Source organism: Pedobacter puniceum, from assembly GCF_009674685.1.
Lineage (GTDB): Bacteria > Bacteroidota > Bacteroidia > Sphingobacteriales > Sphingobacteriaceae > Pseudopedobacter > Pseudopedobacter puniceum.
Genome location: NZ_WKJI01000001.1, coordinates 1,135,729 through 1,153,952, shown reverse-complemented (window position 1 = coordinate 1,153,952; position 18,224 = coordinate 1,135,729). Strand labels below are relative to the sequence as shown.

Below are 18,224 nucleotides of genomic sequence, written 5' to 3'. Positions count from 1 at the left end.
ATTTCAAACTTAATAAAAAAATCATATTTTGCTAAAATCTTTTTAAAAATTTTATTAAGTTATTCTCATAATTTGATTTCTATATGGAACAAAACCAAGCTACAACAGCAAGATACCTCTCTTTAGATGTTTTAAGAGGTCTTACCGTTTGCCTCATGATTGTGGTAAACACTCCCGGCAATTGGAGCCAAATTTATGCCCCTTTTAAACATGCCGCATGGCATGGCTTTACGGTAACAGATTTAGTTTTCCCAACATTCTTATTTGTAGTGGGGAATGCTTTAAGCTTTGGTATGCAAAAGTTAAAAGCTGCTGGGGATGCTGCTTTCCTTAAAAAAGTTTTTAAAAGAGCTGGCTTAATATTTCTTATAGGTTTTTTGTTAGGTTATTTCCCTTTTGTAAAATGGGAGGAAGGCGATTTGGTAGCTAAAAACGTTCTCGAACTGAGGGTTTGGGGGGTATTGCAAAGAATTGCTGTTTGTTATCTTTTAGGCGCTCTTATTGTATTTTATTTTAACCGAGCCGCTGTTATCATCATTAGTATATCCTTCTTACTTATCTACTGGCTTATTTTATATGCTTTTGGTAATACAACAGACCCTTACACTTTAGAAGGTAATGTAGTAACTCAGGTAGATTTATGGCTATTACCAGCACAAAATTTATATCAAGGTTTTGGTATTCCGTTTGAGCCAGAAGGGCTTTTAAGTACTTTACCAGCTATAGTGAATGTTACTTTTGGTTATTTAGCTGGCAGATATATTCAAGAGCATATTAACAAAAGTAAAACAGCTGTACAACTACTTATAACGGGTATAGTTTTTTTATTTTTAGCTTTATTGTGGGATACTGTTTTTCCTATCAATAAACCTATCTGGACAAGTTCTTATGTACTTTACACTGTAGGCTGGGATTTACTTTTACTTTCTTTCTTGATATATGTGATTGAAATATTAAACTTCCAAAAATGGACCTATTTCTTTGAAGTTTTTGGCAGAAATCCTTTGTTTATCTATGTTTTATCTGGCTTGTTTATTAAACTGTTAAATGTGATTAAAATTAATGATGTTTCTCTAGCTAAGTTAACTTACGAGAGTGTGTTTATACCTTGGTTATCAGATAAAAACGCGTCCTTATCTTTTGCTATTGTTTATATGCTTTTACTTTGGTTGATAGGTTATGTTTTAGATAAAAGACGTATTTATATTAAGGTTTAAATCTTTAAGAATACTTGCTTTTGAGCTTGATGATAAACAGTATTTTAAAATGTGTTTAAAGTTTATATCTTTAATAATTAAACCGTTATAAACTTTTATTTAATTAAATCTGGGTTTTGCATAGCTTGGTTAAAGTGTAAGATGAGGAGTTTCTTTTCAAGACAAACTCTTGCATCACAAGCCTGTGCATACAAGTTTTAATGATAAGAATCAAACTCATGTATGGAACAATTTAAACTTAGCTCATCAAGGTATCTGTCTTTAGATGTTTTAAGAGGCTTAACCATATTCTTAATGATAGTGGTAAACACCCCTGGTAGCAGAAATTATATTTATGCTCCTTTTAAACATGCTGCATGGCATGGTTTTACCATTACAGATTTGGTTTTCCCTACCTTTTTATTTGTGGTAGGTAATGCCTTAAGCTTTGGGATGCAAAAATTAAAAGCACAAGGTGATGCTGCTTTCCTCAAAAAAATACTTAAAAGAGCCTTCTTAATATTCTTGATAGGTTTTTTATTAGGCTATTTCCCTTTTATAGAATGGAAAGATGGCGATTTGGTAGCTAAAAACTTTTTAGACCAAAGGTTATGGGGAGTTTTACAGCGTATTGCCATTTGTTATTTATTTGGAGCTTTAATTGTTTATTATTTTAAAAGAGTAGCTATCATCACCATAAGTGTGGGCTTACTGCTGTTTTATTGGTTTATTTTATATGCCTTTGGTACTGGGGCCGACCCTTATAGTTTAGAAACCAACGTGGTAAGGCAGGTAGATTTATGGTTGTTTCCAGCAGAAAATTTATATAAAGGTTTCCCTGTTCCCTTTGATCCATCCGGACTATTAAGTCATATACCCGCTATAGTACATGTAACCCTTGGTTTTTTAATTGGTAAATACATCCAAGAAAATACCAATAAAGCTAAAATAGCTTTGAATTTCTTTATCGGAGGCGGTGTTTTAGTGGCTATTGCATTGCTTTGGGATACGGTGCTACCTATCAATAAACCTATGTGGACAAGTTCTTATGTGGTATACAGTAGCGGTTGGGATTTATTATTATTGGCCTTTTTAATTTATGTCATAGAAATTGTAAACTATAGTAAATGGACTTATTTCTTTGAGGTGTTTGGTAAAAATCCTTTGTTTATTTATGTATTATCAGGTTTATTGATTAAGATTTTACATCTTATCAAAATTGATGGCACTTCTTTATCAAAGTTGGCTTTCGAGAATTTGTTTATGCCTTGGTTATCAGATAAAAATGCATCCTTAGCTTTTGCAATTGTTTATACTTTGTTGCTTTGGCTAATAGGTTATGTGTTAGATAAAAGGAAGATATATGTGAAGGTTTAAGAATCTTGATTTTTGAAGGAGTGATTTTAGAATTTTGAAATTCAGCTTCGAGGCTTTTTTGTTTTTTTAGAAAGCAATTACAGGATTACTATTTTCCGCTAGTCCGGTGCTCTGCTAAATTTTTTGCCAAAAAGTAGTCTTGATACATGAAAATTCTGATGGCAAAAAGATACCGCTGCCGCCCCGGTTTATAGAACAAAGGTTCTATGATTTTTTTGATATTTCTTTTATAAACAAAAAACCGATTAAGCTTTTTACAACTTAATCGGTTTTTAAATATGGTTTAAATCGTGTTTAAACGATATCGTTTTCGCCTTTAACGTAACCAAAGTTAGCTAAGATACCACCATCAACAAACAGGATATGTCCGTTAACGAAATCACTAGCTTTAGAAGCTAAGAATAAAGCAGCATTAGCCACATCTTCTGGCTCTCCCCATCTTCCAGCAGGGGTTCTAGTCATCACTAAATCGTTGAAAGGGTGGTTACCTTCTCTAATAGCAGCTGTTTGTGAAGTTGCAATATAACCTGGCCCAATACCATTTACTTGGATGTTGTATTTAGCCCACTCGCAGCACATATTAGCTGTTAATAGTTTTAAACCACCTTTTGCAGCAGCATAAGCAGATACAGAATTTCTTCCGTAAATACTCATCATAGAACACATATTGATGATTTTACCGTATCTCTTTTTAATCATGTTAGGTGCAACACGCTTAGAAATAATTAAAGGTGCAATTAAGTCAATATCAATAACTTGCTTGAAATCTGCAATTGGCATATCTAAAATTGGAATTCTTTTGATGATACCTGCATTGTTTACTAAAATATCAATGCTACCAACTTCATTTTCAATTTGGGTAATTCCGCGGTCAACATCAGCCTCGTCTGTTACATCAAATTTTAAAGTATAAGCATCAATACCATGCTTTTTGTATTCTACTTTACAAGCTTCAAGTTTATCTTCAAAAATATCGTTAACACAAATCTTAGCTCCAGCTTTTCCTAGCATTGTAGCAATAGCAAAACCAATTCCGTGTGTGCCTCCGGTTACAAGTACTACTTTGCCGGATAAATCAAATAAAGAGTTCATATTCATTGTTGTTTAATTATTTAAGTTGAAAAGGTTGAACAATATCCATATCTCCATAATCTAGGTTTTCACCAGCCATACCCCATATAAAAGAGTAGTTTGATGTACCTGCACCACTATGGATAGACCAAGATGGAGAAAAGACAGCTTGCTCATTAGTCATCCAAATATGACGTGTTTCATCTGGCTGACCCATGTAGTGGCAAACTGCTTGGTTTTGTGGAACTTCGAAGTAGAAATAAGCTTCCATTCTTCTATTATGCGTGTGCGCTGGCATGGTATTCCAAACGCTACCGGTTTTAAGCTCTGTTAAACCCATTTGTAATTGACAAGTTTCTACCACAGAGCTAACCAACAGTTTACAAATTCTACGAGCGTTACAAGTTTCTAAACTTCCCATTTCTACAATTTCTGCTTCGTTAAGCGTTACTTTTTTAGTAGGGAATTTATGATGAGCAGGAGCAGAGTTGATGTAAAACTTAGCTGGCTCTTGTGCATTTGCCGAGCTAAAACTCACCTCTTTAGTTTCTTTACCAATATATAAAGCTTCTTTATAACCTAGTTCATAGCTAATACCATCAGCAACAACAGTACCTTTAGCACCAACATTGATGATACCTAACTCTCTTCTTTCTAAAAAATAAGGAGCTTTTAAAGGATCAATTGTTTCTAAAACTAGTGTTTTGTTTACGGGTAAAGCACCACCAACAATGTATCTATCGTAAAGAGAATAAACCAGGCTTATTTCATCTTGCTGAAATAAATCAGGCATTAAAAATTCTTCTCTAATTCTTGTGGTGTCGTAATTTTTGAAATCTGCCGGATGCGCAGCATATCTTTCTGTATATTTCATAACTTTTGAGTTGATTTTCTAATAATTAATTGTGGTAATATTTCAATATTCTGATGTTGATCTGAGGTGTCTTTATGCTGTATTTTGTCTAATAATAAACTGGCTGCAGATTTACCCATATCGGTACTAAACTGTTCTACAGAGGTTATGTCTAATAATTCTGTAAAAGGCTCGTTAGCAAAGCCAGCAACACCAACTTGCTCGGGCACTAGAATTTCATGCTGTCTTAAACATAAAATAGCCCCTAAGGCAGAGTAATCACCAGAAGCAAAAATGGCATCAAAATCTATTTTTTGTTTCAATAACTGCTCTACAGCAGCAATACCTTTGTCTTTGGTAAGGGTATTTTCAATAACAAAATTGGGGTTAAAAGCTATCTTATAATCTTCTAATGCTTTTTTATAGCCTTCTAACCTGTCTTGATAGATGTTGATATAAAGAGGGCCGCTAAAGTGAATGATTTTTTGATAACCCTGTTTTATAAGATGTGCTGTAACTTCATAAGCTCCTTTAAAATTATCATTTACTACTTGATTGCTTACTAAGTTATTTAAAGCCCTATCAAACATTACGAAAGGGATTTTATTATTTAAAATCTCCTGAAAAGAGTCTTGTGTTTGGGTTTCTTTGGATATAGACATGATGATACCCGCCACGTTATTGCTGAGTAGCGTTTTTACGTTATCTTCCTCGTCTTTAACACTTTCGTTAGATTGGCAAATAATCACATTAAAACCTTGTTGCTTAGCAATGGTTTCTACGCCATGTATAACGTTAGAAAAGAAAACACGGTTGATACGCGGTACAATTAAGCCAATGGTATTACTATAGCCTTTTTTTAATTTTTGAGCAAAAGAATTTGGTTGGTAACCCATTAATTTTGCTTGTCTTAAAACATTTTGTTTGGTAGCATCACTAATTTTAGGGCTATCATTTAAAGCCCTAGAAACGGTTGAATAATTGGTATTCAACTCGCGGGCAATATCTTTTATGGTTACTTTCTTTGTCATTTAGGTTGCCCAAATCTAAACTATTTATTGTATTTGTGCAAACGTTTGTATTAAATAATTTTTAACATTAAAAAATGATAGTTATTTAATGTTAATTATCTAAGCAGGGCAGAAGCACACCATAATACAGGTGCTTGTCCGTGATAATCTCCATTTACTTTTCTGGCACTTAAATAACCAGCAGCATCTACTTTTTGTCCCATTCCAGCACAAACATCATGTATATTGCCCTTTTCATCTATTTTATCCACCAAAGCTTTCCAAGCTTTTTGTGTTGCCGGAATGTATTTTGAAGGGTTTAACCAGCCATTTTTTACGCCTGTGATGAAGGCGAATGTAAACATGGCCGAGGATGAAGTTTCTTCCCAAGCTTCAGGATAATCTACCAATTGGTGCCATAAACCTTTTTTATCTTGATATTTTAATAAGGCGTTCATCATTTTGGTATAGCCAGACATAATTTTAGGATAATTTGGATTACTTTTAGGTAATTCTCTTAATAATTCTGTCATACCAGCGGCCATCCATCCATTCCCTCTTCCCCAAAAGAATTTGCCTTTATTACCATGAAAAAATAATCCATTATCTTTTTGCAGCGAATCTAGATAAGAAACCATTTGTAAGGCTGCTCTTTCTAAATAAATAGGGTCTTTTGTTGCTCGGTAAGCTTGAGTTTGTAAAACAGAGATCATGTACATATCGTCTATCCAATACCTGGTTTGCTTACTCATGCCATTTGGCAACGGATTTTTCCATTGTGTTTCAGCCTTTTCTTTACCAAAGGCTAGCTTTTCTTTATTTTTAGTTTGGATAGCAATTTCTAAAGGAATAATGCCAAACACATTATAGTCTACATGTTCTCTAGTAGGGATAATGTCTTGATTTAGCATTAAAGTATCAAATTTATTGATAAGCTGCGTTTGTAAGGCTTTGTTTTTGGTGAGTTGAGCAAATGTTAAACTGCCATACCACGTACAAACTTGCGCATAATGTATAGTAGTATCTTGTGGGGTTAACATATTTGGACGAGGGATAAAATTATTAACGATTTTTAAGCCTACTTCTTTTGGGTTATAGCCTTTAGGCCATTTTTGAAGTGCAGATAATGCTTGCTTTTGAGCTTGTGCTTGTAAGACTATAAAGAGTAAAATAATTTGGAGTGTTGCTTTTTTCATGGTTTATAAGCTTATGGTATTGAAAGGAAAAATAAGCTATACTGATGAATTTGTTATGCCATACTACTGGCAAATTATTAAGTTTTATTGTCAGGATATTAGGTGTAAGATAGAGGTGAAAAATAGAGATTGAATAGGTGTTTAAACCAAAAAAGCCTTAAAATCTTATGATTTTAAGGCTTTTTTTATACTGGGCGGAGAGTGAGGGATTCGAACCCCCGGACCTGTTACAGTCAACAGTTTTCAAGACTGCCGCAATCGACCACTCTGCCAACTCTCCGCCGCAAAAGTACAAAAGCTATTGCTTTACACAAATTTAATTTTAACTATTTTTTAATGTATTGATAATCTTGTAGATAAAGTTTAAAAATTAGGATTTAAACTTAATGACAGATAGCACCTTCGCTTAAAACCGGACTTAAAAACGGAATATTTAAATTAGCACCTCTTAAAATTAACCATAAGCCCATCAAAAACATAAACCAAGGAAGTACGTTGTTGATAGCTTTCCGTAAACTAGGTTTTGCGAAATTAAAACCTAAGGTGGCTATAAGCATTAATGGGAGGGTGCCTAAACCAAAGAAAAACATAAACAAAGCAGATTGTGTAGCGCTACTGGTGTTTAAGGCGGTAGCCAAGGCTAAGTAAACAAATCCGCAAGGCAAAAAGCCGTTTAGCATCCCAATTATAAAATGTCCGCTTCTAAATTTTATAGCTTTTATAATGAGTGACTGGATTGGGTTAAAACTCGAGAATTTACCTAAGCCAATTTTACTGTTTAACCTAGGGATAAGTTGTATCATAGCTGCCATCATGATTAAAGCACCGCTTATGATACTTAAACTTTGTTGGAAACCGGCAATCCACAATTGTTTACCTAATAAGCCTATTAATAAACCTAAGAAAGCATAAGAAATAGCTCTGCCTAAATTATAGCTAAGTTTTTCTACTATTAAAGTAGTTTTATTGGTGTTACCGGGTATGGCAAAAGCCAAGGGCCCACACATCCCTACACAATGCCAACTACCCAATAAACCTATAATAAAGGCTAGTTGTAAGTGGTTCATGGTAAAAATAAGTTTTCTTCATGCCAGTAGCTTTTATCTTGGTTTTGCCATCTGATGATAAGTTTCCACTCGCCTTTAGCTAAACTTGCTCTTGGTATTTGTACTTGCTTATCTTTTAAATCAAAGGTTTTGTCTAAAGCTTTGTCAGAAGGTCTTTTAAATTCTGCAGTACCTGAGCTTAAATCATTAAAGCTGATGTACACAAAATCATCATTCACCTGTACTTTTGGTGTGGCTTGGTCTGTTACAACCTGCTTTTTCTGATCAAATTCTTTATCATAAGCCAAGCCTTTTTCATAATAGTCTTTATCGTAGCTATCGTCTGGCGCTTTAAACATCATCACTACAAGAAATATCACAAAGCTCATAAAAAGCCCCAATCCAATGACTAATCCTTTTCCCCAATTCATATTCTGAAATTAATTTACCGGTCCTAAAAAATTTGTTTTGATGGTGTATTGTTTCTCTTTACCACGATACACATCCAAACTGATATTGGTTTTACTTTCCTTTATCATGTTTGAAGGTACTAATAAAAAGAATGTTGTCTTACTAACGCTTTCTTTTTCTACATCATTTGCAGTCTGTACCCATTTTATTTTGATTCGGTCATCAACCGGTTTAATAGAAATATGAAGTTTTTCTGTTGTTTTATTGATGAGCTCGGCATGGTACAGGTTACTTACATAGCCTCCAGGTTGCTCTTGATAAAGCATGCCTGCAGCTCTTAAAACGGTAATATCAATATCTTTTCTGCTGATGATGAAATAGGTAAGCACAGAAGCTAATAATAAAATAATTACAGAATAAGCTTTCATCCTTGAAGTAAACCTAGGGCTAGTTTGGTTTTTAATCATCTCTTCAGAATAATAACCTATCAGATTACGAGGCTTATGTATTTTATCCATCACTTGGTCGCAGGCATCAATACAAGCAGTGCAGTTTACGCATTCTAATTGCGTTCCTTTTCTAATATCTATCCCGGTAGGGCATACAGCTACGCATAAATTACAATCTACGCAGTCGCCAAGATTTTCTTGTTTCTCGGCTTTTCTAATTCTTCCCCTTGGTTCGCCTCTTAAATAATTATAAGCAACAACCAAAGAGTTTTTATCTAGCATCACACCTTGTAAACGGCCATAAGGACAAGCCACAATACAAACCAATTCTCTTACTTTGGTAAATACCAGGTAAAACACCAAAGTAAATATCCAAATACCAATAAAACCTACCAGGTGTTGGGCAGGAGGCTCAATCATGATTTGAATCAACTCATCGCTACCAATAATATAAGCTAAAAAAGTATTAGCTATAAGGAAGGATATTAATAGAAACAAGCTGTGTTTAATTGTTTTTTTGATGATTTTATCGCTAGTCCATGGCCCTTCATCTAGCTTTTTTCTTGCAGCAGGTTCGCCTTCTATCCAAATTTCAATTTTTCTGAAAACCATTTCCATAAAAATAGTTTGAGGACAAACCCAGCCACAAAACACCCTGCCAAAAGCAATGGTAAAAAGCACAATACACACCAAAAATAGGAGTGTGGCTAATACAAAAATGAAAAAGTCTTGCGGCCAAAAAACATGAGAGAATAGAATAAATTTTCTATCGATGATATTGAAAAGCAGAAGTTGATGCCCTTGTATTTTGATATGTGGCGCAGCAAATAAAAATAAAAGAAGGAAATAGCTTAGATAGCTTCTGTATTTATACCATTTATCTTTCCTCACTAATGGATAAAGCCATCTTCTTTTTCCGGTTGCTTCTACAGTGCTATGATAAGTTATTTCTTCCATATTCATTTAATATTTTGAAGCCTTGTTTTTAGGTAGATGATGTAAGATTTACGATTTTAGAATCATCCTAAAATCGTAAATCTAAATGCTAAAAATCCTTAGGATTCTTTATCTCCTTGCGGTTCTTTCCCGTTGGGCGGATTGGTACCCGCTAAAGATTTGATGTAATTAGCAACATCAGAAATTTGTTTTGGTGTAAGCTGTTTCTCCCAAGAAACCATACCTTTTTCTGGTACACCATATTTAATGGTTTTAAATACGTTATTGATTTTTCCGCCATGTAACCAATAATCATCAGTAAGGTTTGGTCCAACAGTACCTTCGCCATTTGCACCATGGCATGCCACACAGTTTTTAGTGTAAATAGCTTTCCCTTCTGCAATAACACCAGCATCTGTACTTAATGCCACAGTATTTTCATCAACATTATTGGCAGATTGTGCTAAGAAAGCTGCTTTTGCAGTTTCTGCTTCTTTAACCTCAATAGCGTATTCTTCATCTTGTAACTTCCCTAAATTAAACACATGGAAGTTTAAGATGTACACAAAAGCAAAAGCAATAGTTGCATAGAAAAGGTACATAAACCATCCTGGTGTAGGGTTATCTAACTCTTGTATGCCATCGTAATCATGGTCTATCATCATGTCTTTTTCCTCCGATAGAGGTTTTAAAGACAGTACTTTTTGCCAGAAAGTTGGTTTAGCAGATTTTTCTGCTTGAAGAACAAATTCATAATCGGGGCTATTTTGGGTAGCTGCTTTTGCTTCTTCTGGTTTTAATAGTAAAGCAGCCATTACTCTAAAAGTTTTAAGTAATACCAAACAAACGATACCAATTAAAACTAGCATAGCTAAAATGGCAACCAATGCTATATTATTCATCAACTCGCCAGTAGTGGCAAAGGTTGATTGTGCTGTTAACAGCAACATCATGAGAACAAATATGGGTTTTATAAATTTCATGTTCTTGAGTATTAATCGTTATCAGATTCTAATGGAATGTTTTCCATATAGTTTACATGGCTCTTTTTCATTTTGATAAGCGCTATAGTAGCCCCAACAAAGAAGGTGAAAAAGATGAACAGCGATAATAGCATGTATATCTCGTTTCCGTTTAGATCATTCAATTGTTTAAACATGGCCTTATTTTTTAATTTTTAGCTTTAATATCTGTTCCTAATCTTTGTAAATAAGCAATAATGGCTACGATTTCTTTATTGCTACCTACCTTAATTTTGTCTTTAGCCAAGTTCTCGCTAATACCTTTAGCCTGTTTATCTAAATCTTGGTTAGCGATAAGCTCATAGCCATCAGGATAAGGAACACCTAGAGAACGTAGTGCTTTAATTTTAGATGCCGTTGTAGTAGTATCTAGCTCTTGGCTGATTAACCAATCATAAGCTGGCATAATACTACCTGGCGACATGGTTCTAGGGTCTAGCATATGGTTGTAGTGCCAAGCATTGCTGTATTTACCGCCTTGTCTGTGTAAATCTGGCCCGGTACGTTTAGAACCCCACAAGAATGGATGATCATAAACAAACTCACCTGCTTTGCTGTATTCTCCATAACGTTCTGTTTCAGATCTAAATGGTCTAATGGTTTGCGAGTGGCAGTTTACGCAACCCTCTCTTATGTATAAATCTCTACCCTGTACTTCTAAAGCTGTATATGGTTTTACAGAACTGATTGTTGGTACGTTAGAAGAGATAAAGAAAGTAGGAATCATCTCTACAATACCACCAATTAATATCACAATTAAGCTGAATACCAATAAAGCCATTGGCTTACGCTCTAATTTGCGGTGCCAGAATTCTTTTTTAGCTTCAGTTTCATCCATTTTAGGTAATGGTAAAGCCTCAGCAGCTTCGTTTTCTACCAATTTACCTAAAGTCATGGTTTTGTAGATGTTATATGCCATTACAATAACTCCGGCAAGGTACATGGTACCACCAATAGAGCGCATAATGTGCATTGGGATTATTCTTAAAGTAGTTTCTAAGAAGTTTGGATATTTTAATAAACCTTCTGGTGTAAACTCTTTCCACATTAAACCTTGGGTGAAACCTGCCCAGTACATCGGTATGGCATAGAATAAGATACCTAAAGTGCCAATCCAGAAGTGGAAAGAAGCTAATTTTTGCGAGTATAAACCGTTTTTATACATTTTAGGAATCATCCAGTAGATGATGCCAAATGTTAAAAATCCGTTCCAGCCTAAAGCACCCACGTGAACGTGTGCCACTATCCAGTCTGTAAAGTGTGCTACCGCATTTACTTCTTTTAAAGAAAGCATAGGACCTTCAAATGTTGCCATACCATAAGCGGTAAGTGCAACCACCATAAATTTTAGGGTAACATCATCTCTAACTTTATCCCAAGCGCCACGTAGGGTTAGTAAACCGTTTATCATACCGCCCCAGCTTGGTGCAATAAGCATGATAGAGAAAACTACGCCTAAAGATTGCGCCCATCCTGGTAAAGAAGTATATAATAAGTGGTGTGGACCTGCCCAGATGTAAATAAATATTAAAGCCCAAAAGTGTAAAATACTTAAACGGTAAGAATATACTGGTCTGTTAGCCATTTTAGGTAAGAAGTAATACATCATCCCTAAATAAGGTGTGGTTAAGAAAAACGCAACGGCATTGTGCCCATACCACCACTGTACCAAAGCATCTTGTACACCAGCAAATAAGTAATAGCTTTTAAAGGCAGAAATAGGTAGTTGGAAAGAGTTTACAATGTGTAAAACAGCAACTGTTACAAAAGTGGCTATGTAAAACCAGATAGCTACATATAAGTGTCTTTCTCTTCTTTTGATGATGGTACCAAACATATTGATACCAAAAACTACCCAAATTAAAGTAATAGCAATATCAATAGGCCATTCTAGCTCTGCATATTCATGAGAACTGGTAAGTCCTAAAGGTAAAGTTATAACAGCCGAGACGATGATTAATTGCCATCCCCAGAAATGGATACGGCTTAAGACATCACTAAACATTCTGGCTTTTAATAACCTTTGTAAAGAGTAATAAACGCCCATGAAAATGGCATTACCAACAAAGGCGAAAATTACCGCATTGGTGTGTAAAGGACGTACACGCCCAAAAGTGGTGTACTGCGAGTCTAGGTTGGCTGCCGGTGCATACAATTGTACGGCTACCAATAAACCAACCAACATACCAATAATGCCCCAAACAATGGTGGCAATGGTAAAGTCTCTTACAATTTTGTTGTCGTAATAAAATTTATCTGGCTGCATAATTAAAGATTAGCTTTTTTGATGGTGTAAAATTACTTTGGCTCTAATGACAATAGAATGACTTTGCTTATTCATAAAAGTGAGCCATATCACATTTTTAAATAATACCTATTTAGAAGCAGGAAATTGCTCTTCTGTTGTTTGTTTATCGTCTGCATCATCCATTAAAATTCTTATAGATGGCGTATATAAATCCGTATGCTGTCCGTTGTTTTGTGCCCACAAAAAGGCAAGTAAAAAAACAATAGCTACCAAAACGCTGCAGCCTATTAAAAAGAAAATGGTACTCATGATAATTGGTGTTTTTTAGCCATGTAATGTGTTGCCAGGCTGGTGAAAGATATAATGGTGACTGTACTTAAAGGCATTAAAATAGCTGCAAAAAGTGGCGATAATTGCCCGGTAACAGCAACGCTTAACCCTATAATGTTATAAGTAAGAGATATCCCAAAAGAAATATGAATAACTTTTACTGCCGATTTTGAAAATTTCAAGAATTGTGGCAGTAGGTGTAAAACCGAACCATCTAAAATAGCATCGCTGCCAGGGGTGAAATTATTGATATGATCTGTTACGGCAATACCAGCATCACTTTGTTTTAATGCTCCAGAATCGTTTAGGCCATCACCAATCATCATCACTTTGGCTTTTTGTTCTTGTTTTTCTTTAATGAAATTGAGTTTATCTTGCGGAGATTGCTTAAACTGCAAATGCGACGGACTTTTAAAATAAGATTGTAATACCTCGGCATCCTGGTTAGAATCACCAGATAATAAATAAGTATGATAATTTTTATTGATGTTGCTTAAAAGCTGATTTAAATCTTTCCTGAACCTTTGTTTAAGCTCGAAAAAGCCTATATACTGCTCTCCAATTTTAATATGTACCTCAGGAAATTCTTGTTTGCCATCTTTTTGGCCTGTAACCAGTTGTCTGCTACCTATTAAAACTTCTTTACCATCATATATGGCAGAAATTCCTTTTCCAGTGAGTTCTTGATAATGGGAGATAGCCACCGTATTTCTGTGCCCTAAAAAAGAGCAAATTCTTCTGCTATGTGGGTGAGAGGAGTTTTTACAAGCAGCATAAATAATATCTTTTGTTACATGATTTAACTGCCCTTTAAAGATAACACCTTGATTTTCTGCTATACTTACAGTACCTGTTTTATCAAACACGATGGTATCTATGGCGGCTAATTGCTCAACCACATCGGTATTTTTAAGGTAGAATTTGTTTTTATCTAAGATGCTTAAAGCTGCCGACATGGTAAAAGGTGTGCTTAGTGCCAATGCACATGGGCAAGCAATAATCAATATCGCGGTAAAGGCAGATAATCCTGTACGCCAGTCTTGTGGTAGCCAAAATAATAAAGTGCCAAAAGCCAAAGCCAGCAATACAATACTGAAGTAATGGCTCACTTTGGTAGAGAAGGTTTTAATTTTAGTGGATTCTTGCTTTTGGAAAACCTCGTTATTCCATAATTTGGTTAAATAACTTTGCGAAACCGGTTTAATCACTTCTAGTTCTAAAGCACTACCTGTTTGCCTGCCACCAGCATAAATAATCTCGCCCAAAGTTTTGCTTACAGGTAAAGATTCTCCGGTAACAAAACTAAAATCAATTAAGGCATCGCCTTTTAACAAAATAGCGTCAGCAGGTATTATTTCTTGGTTTTTGATGAGGATTCTATCGCCTTGAACTAATTTTTCAAGAGCTACAGATTTTTCACTTCCATCCTCATTTAAAACTTGTACTGCAACCGGGAAAAAAGAACGGTAATCTCTTTCAAAAGATAAATGATAATAGGTTTTTTGCTGCATAAACCTACCTATCAATAAGAAAAACACTAAACCTGTTAGGGTATCAGCAAAGCCATGACCAGTATTGAAAACATATTCTACAATGGTTCTAACAAAGAGTACAAAAATGCCTAGCGCTAGGGGGAAATCAATATTTAAAACACCAACTTTTAGGTTTTGCCAGGCATTAACAAAATAATCTTTACCTGAGTAAAAGAAAGCCGGAATACAGAATAAGATATTCAGTAAGCTAAAGAACTCGCCAAACTTAGCCTCCGTTTCTGATAAACCAAAATATGCCGGAAAGCTTAGTAACATCACATTACCAAAACAAAAACCCGCAACAGCAATTTTTTTAGAGAGGTTATCTGTTTGTCTGCTATTTTTTTTAACTACATCTTGCAAGCTAATTAAAGGCTCGTAGCCTATGCTACTCATCAGCTCAACCAAAGCTCTTAGGCTAATTTGTTGAGGGTTAAATTGGATATAAACCTGTTTTTTAAGAAAATCAACACGGTTTTCTAAAATACCGGGATGCAGGGTATACAAATGCTCTAATAACCAAATACAAGAACTGCAATGTATAGCAGGAACGTAAAGAGAGATGATGGTTTTTTGTTCATCGGTATAATCAATAAGCTGTTGGATAATTTCTGGTTCATCCAGATAAGCAAATTGTTTATTTCCTGATGCTTGAGTTTCACCAGGATGTTGGTTTAACTGATAATAATTACCCAGTTTACTTTTAGATAGGATAGTGTAAACACTTAAGCAGCCAGTGCAACAAAAAGATTTCTCATCTTTTTGATGTTCTTCTGTATAACAATCATTACCACAGTGGTAGCATGTAGTTCCGGTTAGTATAGCCATAAAACAAAACTGCTGATTTAAGGTGGGCAGGGAAATGATTTAATTGGTTAACAAAATATGATTATCGTCATATTTATACTGTTACATTATAGAGGAGGTTTCAACTCTTGTTAGATGATAGGGCCAATGAAGCTTGGCAAGCTAAGGTTTTAGCCTAAAAATAATTGAAATGTATTTCTATATTTGCAGCTATTGCCTCCGTAGTTTAATGGATAGAATGATGGTTTCCGGTACCATTGGTAGGGGTTCGAATCCCTTCGGGGGCGCAAAGGTATTTTTGATTGATTGATTGATTTGGAGTCGGTTATCAGTTACCTGTTGCGAGTTTCCAGTTCTATATGAAGATTAACGAATCAAAATAATTCATCGCCTTTAGCTTTAAGCCTTCCGCTTTTAGCTTTAAGCTTTTCGCCTTAAAAACTTTTCAACCCCTTCGGTACATACTGTTCCATCACTAAAATGGCCGAGCCTATTAATTCTGCATCAAAACCAATATCAGAAATGTAAATATCAGTATCTCTAGATAAACGCGGTATACAATGCTGGTTTAAAGCTTGCTGAATAGGAGGTAAGAGTAAATTTCCGGCTTTAACACCACGACCGCTAATTACGATAGCTTTAGGGTTGGTAATATGTATTAAAATAGATAAACCTTTACCAATTTTATAAGCAGCTTCAGAAATTAACTCTATAGCGTATTGGTCGCCTTGGTTGGCTACCTCTATTAAAGCATCGGCTACAGCCAGTTTAGATTCTTCTTCCTGATATTTAAAATTAGATTTTCGTCCGTTTTTTAGGCCTTCAATAGCTTTTTCAGTAACAGCCAATAAAGAAGCTTCAACTTCTAAGCATCCCTGTTTACCGCAAGAGCATAAAACTCCATTTTCTGAGATGGGGATATGACTAAACTCTCCGGCAAACCCGTTTTCACCTCTAAAAAGCTGTCCGTTGATAATCATACCTAAACCAATTCCCCAGCTTAGGTTAATCACCATTACGTTTTTAATATCTTTTGCCAAACCAAATTTAAGCTCAGAAAGGGCAATTAAACTCGAGTCGTTATCTATAAACACCGGCAAGCCGATAGCCTTACCGATATGTTTGGTGATGCTTTTTTCTTTGTTAGTTAAATAAGTATAGTTGATACCTTCTTGCGTATTTACAAAACCAGGCATCCCGATACCAACACCAATAATTTTTTCTCTATCAATACCCGATTTTTTGATGTGCGTATCTATAATTTCGGTAAGCTTTTCTAAAGCGTTAGGGTTATCTTTTAGTTTAAGGCTTACAAACTCAACCGGAGATACGTAATGATTGGCTAAATCTATAATACCAATTCTGGTTAAAAGCTGATCCATAGCAACTGTAACAATAAACAGCCTATCATGCTTAACGGCATACATCAGTGGTCTACGGCCACCGCTAGATGCTGCGTAACCTTTCTCTACCACAAAACCAGTTTCTATAAGATGATTTAATGATTTGGTAACCAGTGGTATACTTTTATCAATTAAATTGCTGAGGTCTGCACAAGATAATATTCCGCCATAATACAGTTGTTGTATAATATCGAAATAGAGTTTGGCATTTTTCTTATTGGTATTAAACATCTTACAAATTTATGTATCTCAACGAATGCGCCAATATAAAAAAAATACGAGGATTTTTTCAAAAGAGAAATCTGTTTAAAAAATATTTAATTATATAATTATATCTTTTTAATAATTTTTTAAAGTTTTCAATTCTTTTATTATTTTTGGATGCAATGAGAGAGGACTTATTCTTCATCATTCCATTTAAATACGATAAACAAGCATGATTTTAATTGCAGATAGTGGTTCAACCAAAACCAGTTGGTGTTATTTACAACCCGGTAAAGAGCATATTTATTTCAATACAGAAGGCTTTAATCCTTATTATGTTGATAGTAAATACATTGCTGATGCAATTACCAATCATTTACCAGTTGATATAAATGTAGCACAAGTTGCTGCCATTTATTTTTACGGAGCTGGTTGCAGTACCGATAAAATACCTGTTGTTGAGCAAGCCTTACAAAGCGTATTTAAACATGCCGAAAATATAAGCGTACAGTCTGATTTATTAGCCGCTGCTCGTTCTGTTTTAGGCAACCAAGCAGGTTTTGTAGCTATTTTAGGTACCGGAACCAATAGTTGTTTGTTTGATGGAGAAAAAATGGTTTACCAAGTAGATTCTTTAGGTTTTGTTTTGGGCGATGAAGGGAGCGGAGCATACCTAGGTAAACAATTGTTAATAGCTTATTGCAGAGCCTTGTTACCTAAAGATTTACAAGAACTTTTTTGGGATACTTTTAAAATCACGCCTGATGAAGTGATCAATCAAATTTATACCAAACCTTTACCAAATAGGTTTAGTGCAAGCTTTAGCAGGTTTGTGGGCGAGCATATAGCACACCCATACATTATAGATTTAGTAAAAAATGCCTTTAGAGCTTTGTTTACCAATATCATTTGCCATTACCCCGATTATGAAAAATATAGCTTTAACTGTGTAGGCTCTGTAGCGCACAACTACTTACCTTTTTTAATAGAGGTGGCGGCAGAGTTTAACATGTCTGTAGGAAATATCATTAGAAACCCGATAGATGGGTTAATCAAATATCACGAAACTTTAATTAATAAAGATCAGGTTGTTTAGTTTGGAATGCCATTGTTAATCCCCGGAGAAATTCTGG

General features: G+C 35.0%; 16 protein-coding genes and 2 tRNA genes. 4 read left to right on the top strand and 14 right to left on the bottom strand.

What is annotated here, in order from left to right; translation table 11 throughout:
• Positions 1 to 83 precede the first annotated feature (83 nt).
• Together GJJ64_RS05205 and GJJ64_RS05200 are read left to right on the top strand one after the other, a co-directional pair.
• Complete coding sequence (locus tag GJJ64_RS05205) at positions 84 to 1,217, top strand: acyltransferase family protein (RefSeq protein WP_154286659.1); 1,134 nt, start codon at positions 84 to 86, stop codon at positions 1,215 to 1,217.
• A 222-nt stretch (positions 1,218 to 1,439) separates the two neighbouring features.
• A complete protein-coding gene (locus tag GJJ64_RS05200; RefSeq protein WP_154286658.1) occupies positions 1,440 to 2,573 on the top strand; it encodes an acyltransferase family protein in 1,134 nt (377 codons plus the stop codon).
• Positions 2,574 to 2,867: 294 nt separating this feature from the next.
• Here GJJ64_RS05200 and GJJ64_RS05195 read toward each other — a convergent pair whose 3' ends face one another.
• The 13 genes from GJJ64_RS05195 to GJJ64_RS05140 all read right to left on the bottom strand — a co-directional run bounded on the left by GJJ64_RS05195 (position 2,868) and on the right by GJJ64_RS05140 (position 15,505).
• Positions 2,868 to 3,665, bottom strand: coding sequence for a gluconate 5-dehydrogenase (locus GJJ64_RS05195; protein ID WP_154286657.1), 798 nt, complete (start codon positions 3,663 to 3,665; stop codon positions 2,868 to 2,870).
• A gap of 16 nt (positions 3,666 to 3,681) precedes the next feature.
• Positions 3,682 to 4,518, bottom strand: coding sequence for a 5-dehydro-4-deoxy-D-glucuronate isomerase (kduI, locus tag GJJ64_RS05190; protein WP_154286656.1), 837 nt, complete (start codon positions 4,516 to 4,518; stop codon positions 3,682 to 3,684).
• On the bottom strand, positions 4,515 to 5,528 hold the full coding sequence (locus tag GJJ64_RS05185) for a LacI family DNA-binding transcriptional regulator (RefSeq protein WP_154286655.1): 1,014 nt from the start codon (positions 5,526 to 5,528) through the stop codon (positions 4,515 to 4,517). The genes kduI and GJJ64_RS05185 overlap by 4 nt, the downstream gene beginning before the upstream one ends.
• 95 nt (positions 5,529 to 5,623) lie before the next feature.
• A complete protein-coding gene (locus tag GJJ64_RS05180) occupies positions 5,624 to 6,703 on the bottom strand; it encodes a glycoside hydrolase family 88/105 protein (RefSeq protein WP_154286654.1) in 1,080 nt (359 codons plus the stop codon).
• Positions 6,704 to 6,898: 195 nt separating this feature from the next.
• Positions 6,899 to 6,983 (bottom strand) — tRNA-Ser (locus GJJ64_RS05175).
• Positions 6,984 to 7,086: 103 nt separating this feature from the next.
• Positions 7,087 to 7,770 (bottom strand): sulfite exporter TauE/SafE family protein, encoded by a 684-nt coding sequence (locus GJJ64_RS05170; protein WP_154286653.1) that lies wholly within the window; start codon positions 7,768 to 7,770, stop codon positions 7,087 to 7,089.
• The gene (locus GJJ64_RS05165; protein ID WP_154286652.1) at positions 7,767 to 8,180 is read right to left on the bottom strand and encodes a FixH family protein; all 414 of its coding nucleotides are present in this window, start codon (positions 8,178 to 8,180) and stop codon (positions 7,767 to 7,769) included. The genes GJJ64_RS05170 and GJJ64_RS05165 overlap by 4 nt, the downstream gene beginning before the upstream one ends.
• A gap of 9 nt (positions 8,181 to 8,189) precedes the next feature.
• Positions 8,190 to 9,566: a cytochrome c oxidase accessory protein CcoG gene (gene ccoG, locus GJJ64_RS05160; RefSeq protein WP_154286651.1), complete on the bottom strand. Its 1,377-nt coding sequence runs from the start codon at positions 9,564 to 9,566 to the stop codon at positions 8,190 to 8,192.
• A gap of 98 nt (positions 9,567 to 9,664) precedes the next feature.
• The gene (locus tag GJJ64_RS05155; protein ID WP_154286650.1) at positions 9,665 to 10,528 is read right to left on the bottom strand and encodes a cbb3-type cytochrome c oxidase N-terminal domain-containing protein; all 864 of its coding nucleotides are present in this window, start codon (positions 10,526 to 10,528) and stop codon (positions 9,665 to 9,667) included.
• Positions 10,529 to 10,539: 11 nt separating this feature from the next.
• Complete coding sequence (locus tag GJJ64_RS16825; protein ID WP_169449321.1) at positions 10,540 to 10,704, bottom strand: hypothetical protein; 165 nt, start codon at positions 10,702 to 10,704, stop codon at positions 10,540 to 10,542.
• 11 nt (positions 10,705 to 10,715) lie between these two features.
• The gene (ccoN, locus tag GJJ64_RS05150; protein ID WP_154286649.1) at positions 10,716 to 12,833 is read right to left on the bottom strand and encodes a cytochrome-c oxidase, cbb3-type subunit I; all 2,118 of its coding nucleotides are present in this window, start codon (positions 12,831 to 12,833) and stop codon (positions 10,716 to 10,718) included.
• A 108-nt stretch (positions 12,834 to 12,941) separates the two neighbouring features.
• A complete protein-coding gene (gene ccoS / locus GJJ64_RS05145; RefSeq protein ID WP_154286648.1) occupies positions 12,942 to 13,124 on the bottom strand; it encodes a cbb3-type cytochrome oxidase assembly protein CcoS in 183 nt (60 codons plus the stop codon).
• Positions 13,121 to 15,505, bottom strand: a complete 2,385-nt coding sequence (locus GJJ64_RS05140; protein ID WP_154286647.1) for a heavy metal translocating P-type ATPase — start codon at positions 15,503 to 15,505, stop codon at positions 13,121 to 13,123. The genes ccoS and GJJ64_RS05140 overlap by 4 nt, the downstream gene beginning before the upstream one ends.
• A gap of 194 nt (positions 15,506 to 15,699) precedes the next feature.
• Between GJJ64_RS05140 and GJJ64_RS05135 the strand changes: the two genes are divergently transcribed.
• Positions 15,700 to 15,771 (top strand) — tRNA-Arg (locus GJJ64_RS05135).
• Positions 15,772 to 15,918: 147 nt separating this feature from the next.
• Here GJJ64_RS05135 and GJJ64_RS05130 read toward each other — a convergent pair.
• Positions 15,919 to 17,118: an ROK family transcriptional regulator gene (locus GJJ64_RS05130; protein ID WP_154286646.1), complete on the bottom strand. Its 1,200-nt coding sequence runs from the start codon at positions 17,116 to 17,118 to the stop codon at positions 15,919 to 15,921.
• A 205-nt stretch (positions 17,119 to 17,323) separates the two neighbouring features.
• Between GJJ64_RS05130 and GJJ64_RS05125 the strand changes: the two genes are divergently transcribed.
• A complete protein-coding gene (locus GJJ64_RS05125) occupies positions 17,324 to 18,187 on the top strand; it encodes an N-acetylglucosamine kinase (protein ID WP_154286645.1) in 864 nt (287 codons plus the stop codon).
• The last annotated feature ends 37 nt before the right edge of the window (positions 18,188 to 18,224 follow it).

What these genes read in the sequence shown, in the direction of transcription:
- GJJ64_RS05205 (WP_154286659.1), top strand. Translation starts at nt 84, where the DNA reads ATGGAACAAAACCAAGCTACAACAGCAAGATACCTCTCTTTAGATGTT.
- GJJ64_RS05200 (WP_154286658.1), top strand. Translation starts at nt 1,440, where the DNA reads ATGGAACAATTTAAACTTAGCTCATCAAGGTATCTGTCTTTAGATGTT.
- GJJ64_RS05195 (WP_154286657.1), bottom strand. Translation starts at nt 3,665, where the DNA reads ATGAACTCTTTATTTGATTTATCCGGCAAAGTAGTACTTGTAACCGGA.
- kduI (WP_154286656.1), bottom strand. Translation starts at nt 4,518, where the DNA reads ATGAAATATACAGAAAGATATGCTGCGCATCCGGCAGATTTCAAAAAT.
- GJJ64_RS05185 (WP_154286655.1), bottom strand. Translation starts at nt 5,528, where the DNA reads ATGACAAAGAAAGTAACCATAAAAGATATTGCCCGCGAGTTGAATACC.
- GJJ64_RS05180 (WP_154286654.1), bottom strand. Translation starts at nt 6,703, where the DNA reads ATGAAAAAAGCAACACTCCAAATTATTTTACTCTTTATAGTCTTACAA.
- GJJ64_RS05170 (WP_154286653.1), bottom strand. Translation starts at nt 7,770, where the DNA reads ATGAACCACTTACAACTAGCCTTTATTATAGGTTTATTGGGTAGTTGG.
- GJJ64_RS05165 (WP_154286652.1), bottom strand. Translation starts at nt 8,180, where the DNA reads ATGAATTGGGGAAAAGGATTAGTCATTGGATTGGGGCTTTTTATGAGC.
- ccoG (WP_154286651.1), bottom strand. Translation starts at nt 9,566, where the DNA reads ATGGAAGAAATAACTTATCATAGCACTGTAGAAGCAACCGGAAAAAGA.
- GJJ64_RS05155 (WP_154286650.1), bottom strand. Translation starts at nt 10,528, where the DNA reads ATGAAATTTATAAAACCCATATTTGTTCTCATGATGTTGCTGTTAACA.
- GJJ64_RS16825 (WP_169449321.1), bottom strand. Translation starts at nt 10,704, where the DNA reads ATGTTTAAACAATTGAATGATCTAAACGGAAACGAGATATACATGCTA.
- ccoN (WP_154286649.1), bottom strand. Translation starts at nt 12,833, where the DNA reads ATGCAGCCAGATAAATTTTATTACGACAACAAAATTGTAAGAGACTTT.
- ccoS (WP_154286648.1), bottom strand. Translation starts at nt 13,124, where the DNA reads ATGAGTACCATTTTCTTTTTAATAGGCTGCAGCGTTTTGGTAGCTATT.
- GJJ64_RS05140 (WP_154286647.1), bottom strand. Translation starts at nt 15,505, where the DNA reads ATGGCTATACTAACCGGAACTACATGCTACCACTGTGGTAATGATTGT.
- GJJ64_RS05130 (WP_154286646.1), bottom strand. Translation starts at nt 17,118, where the DNA reads ATGTTTAATACCAATAAGAAAAATGCCAAACTCTATTTCGATATTATA.
- GJJ64_RS05125 (WP_154286645.1), top strand. Translation starts at nt 17,324, where the DNA reads ATGATTTTAATTGCAGATAGTGGTTCAACCAAAACCAGTTGGTGTTAT.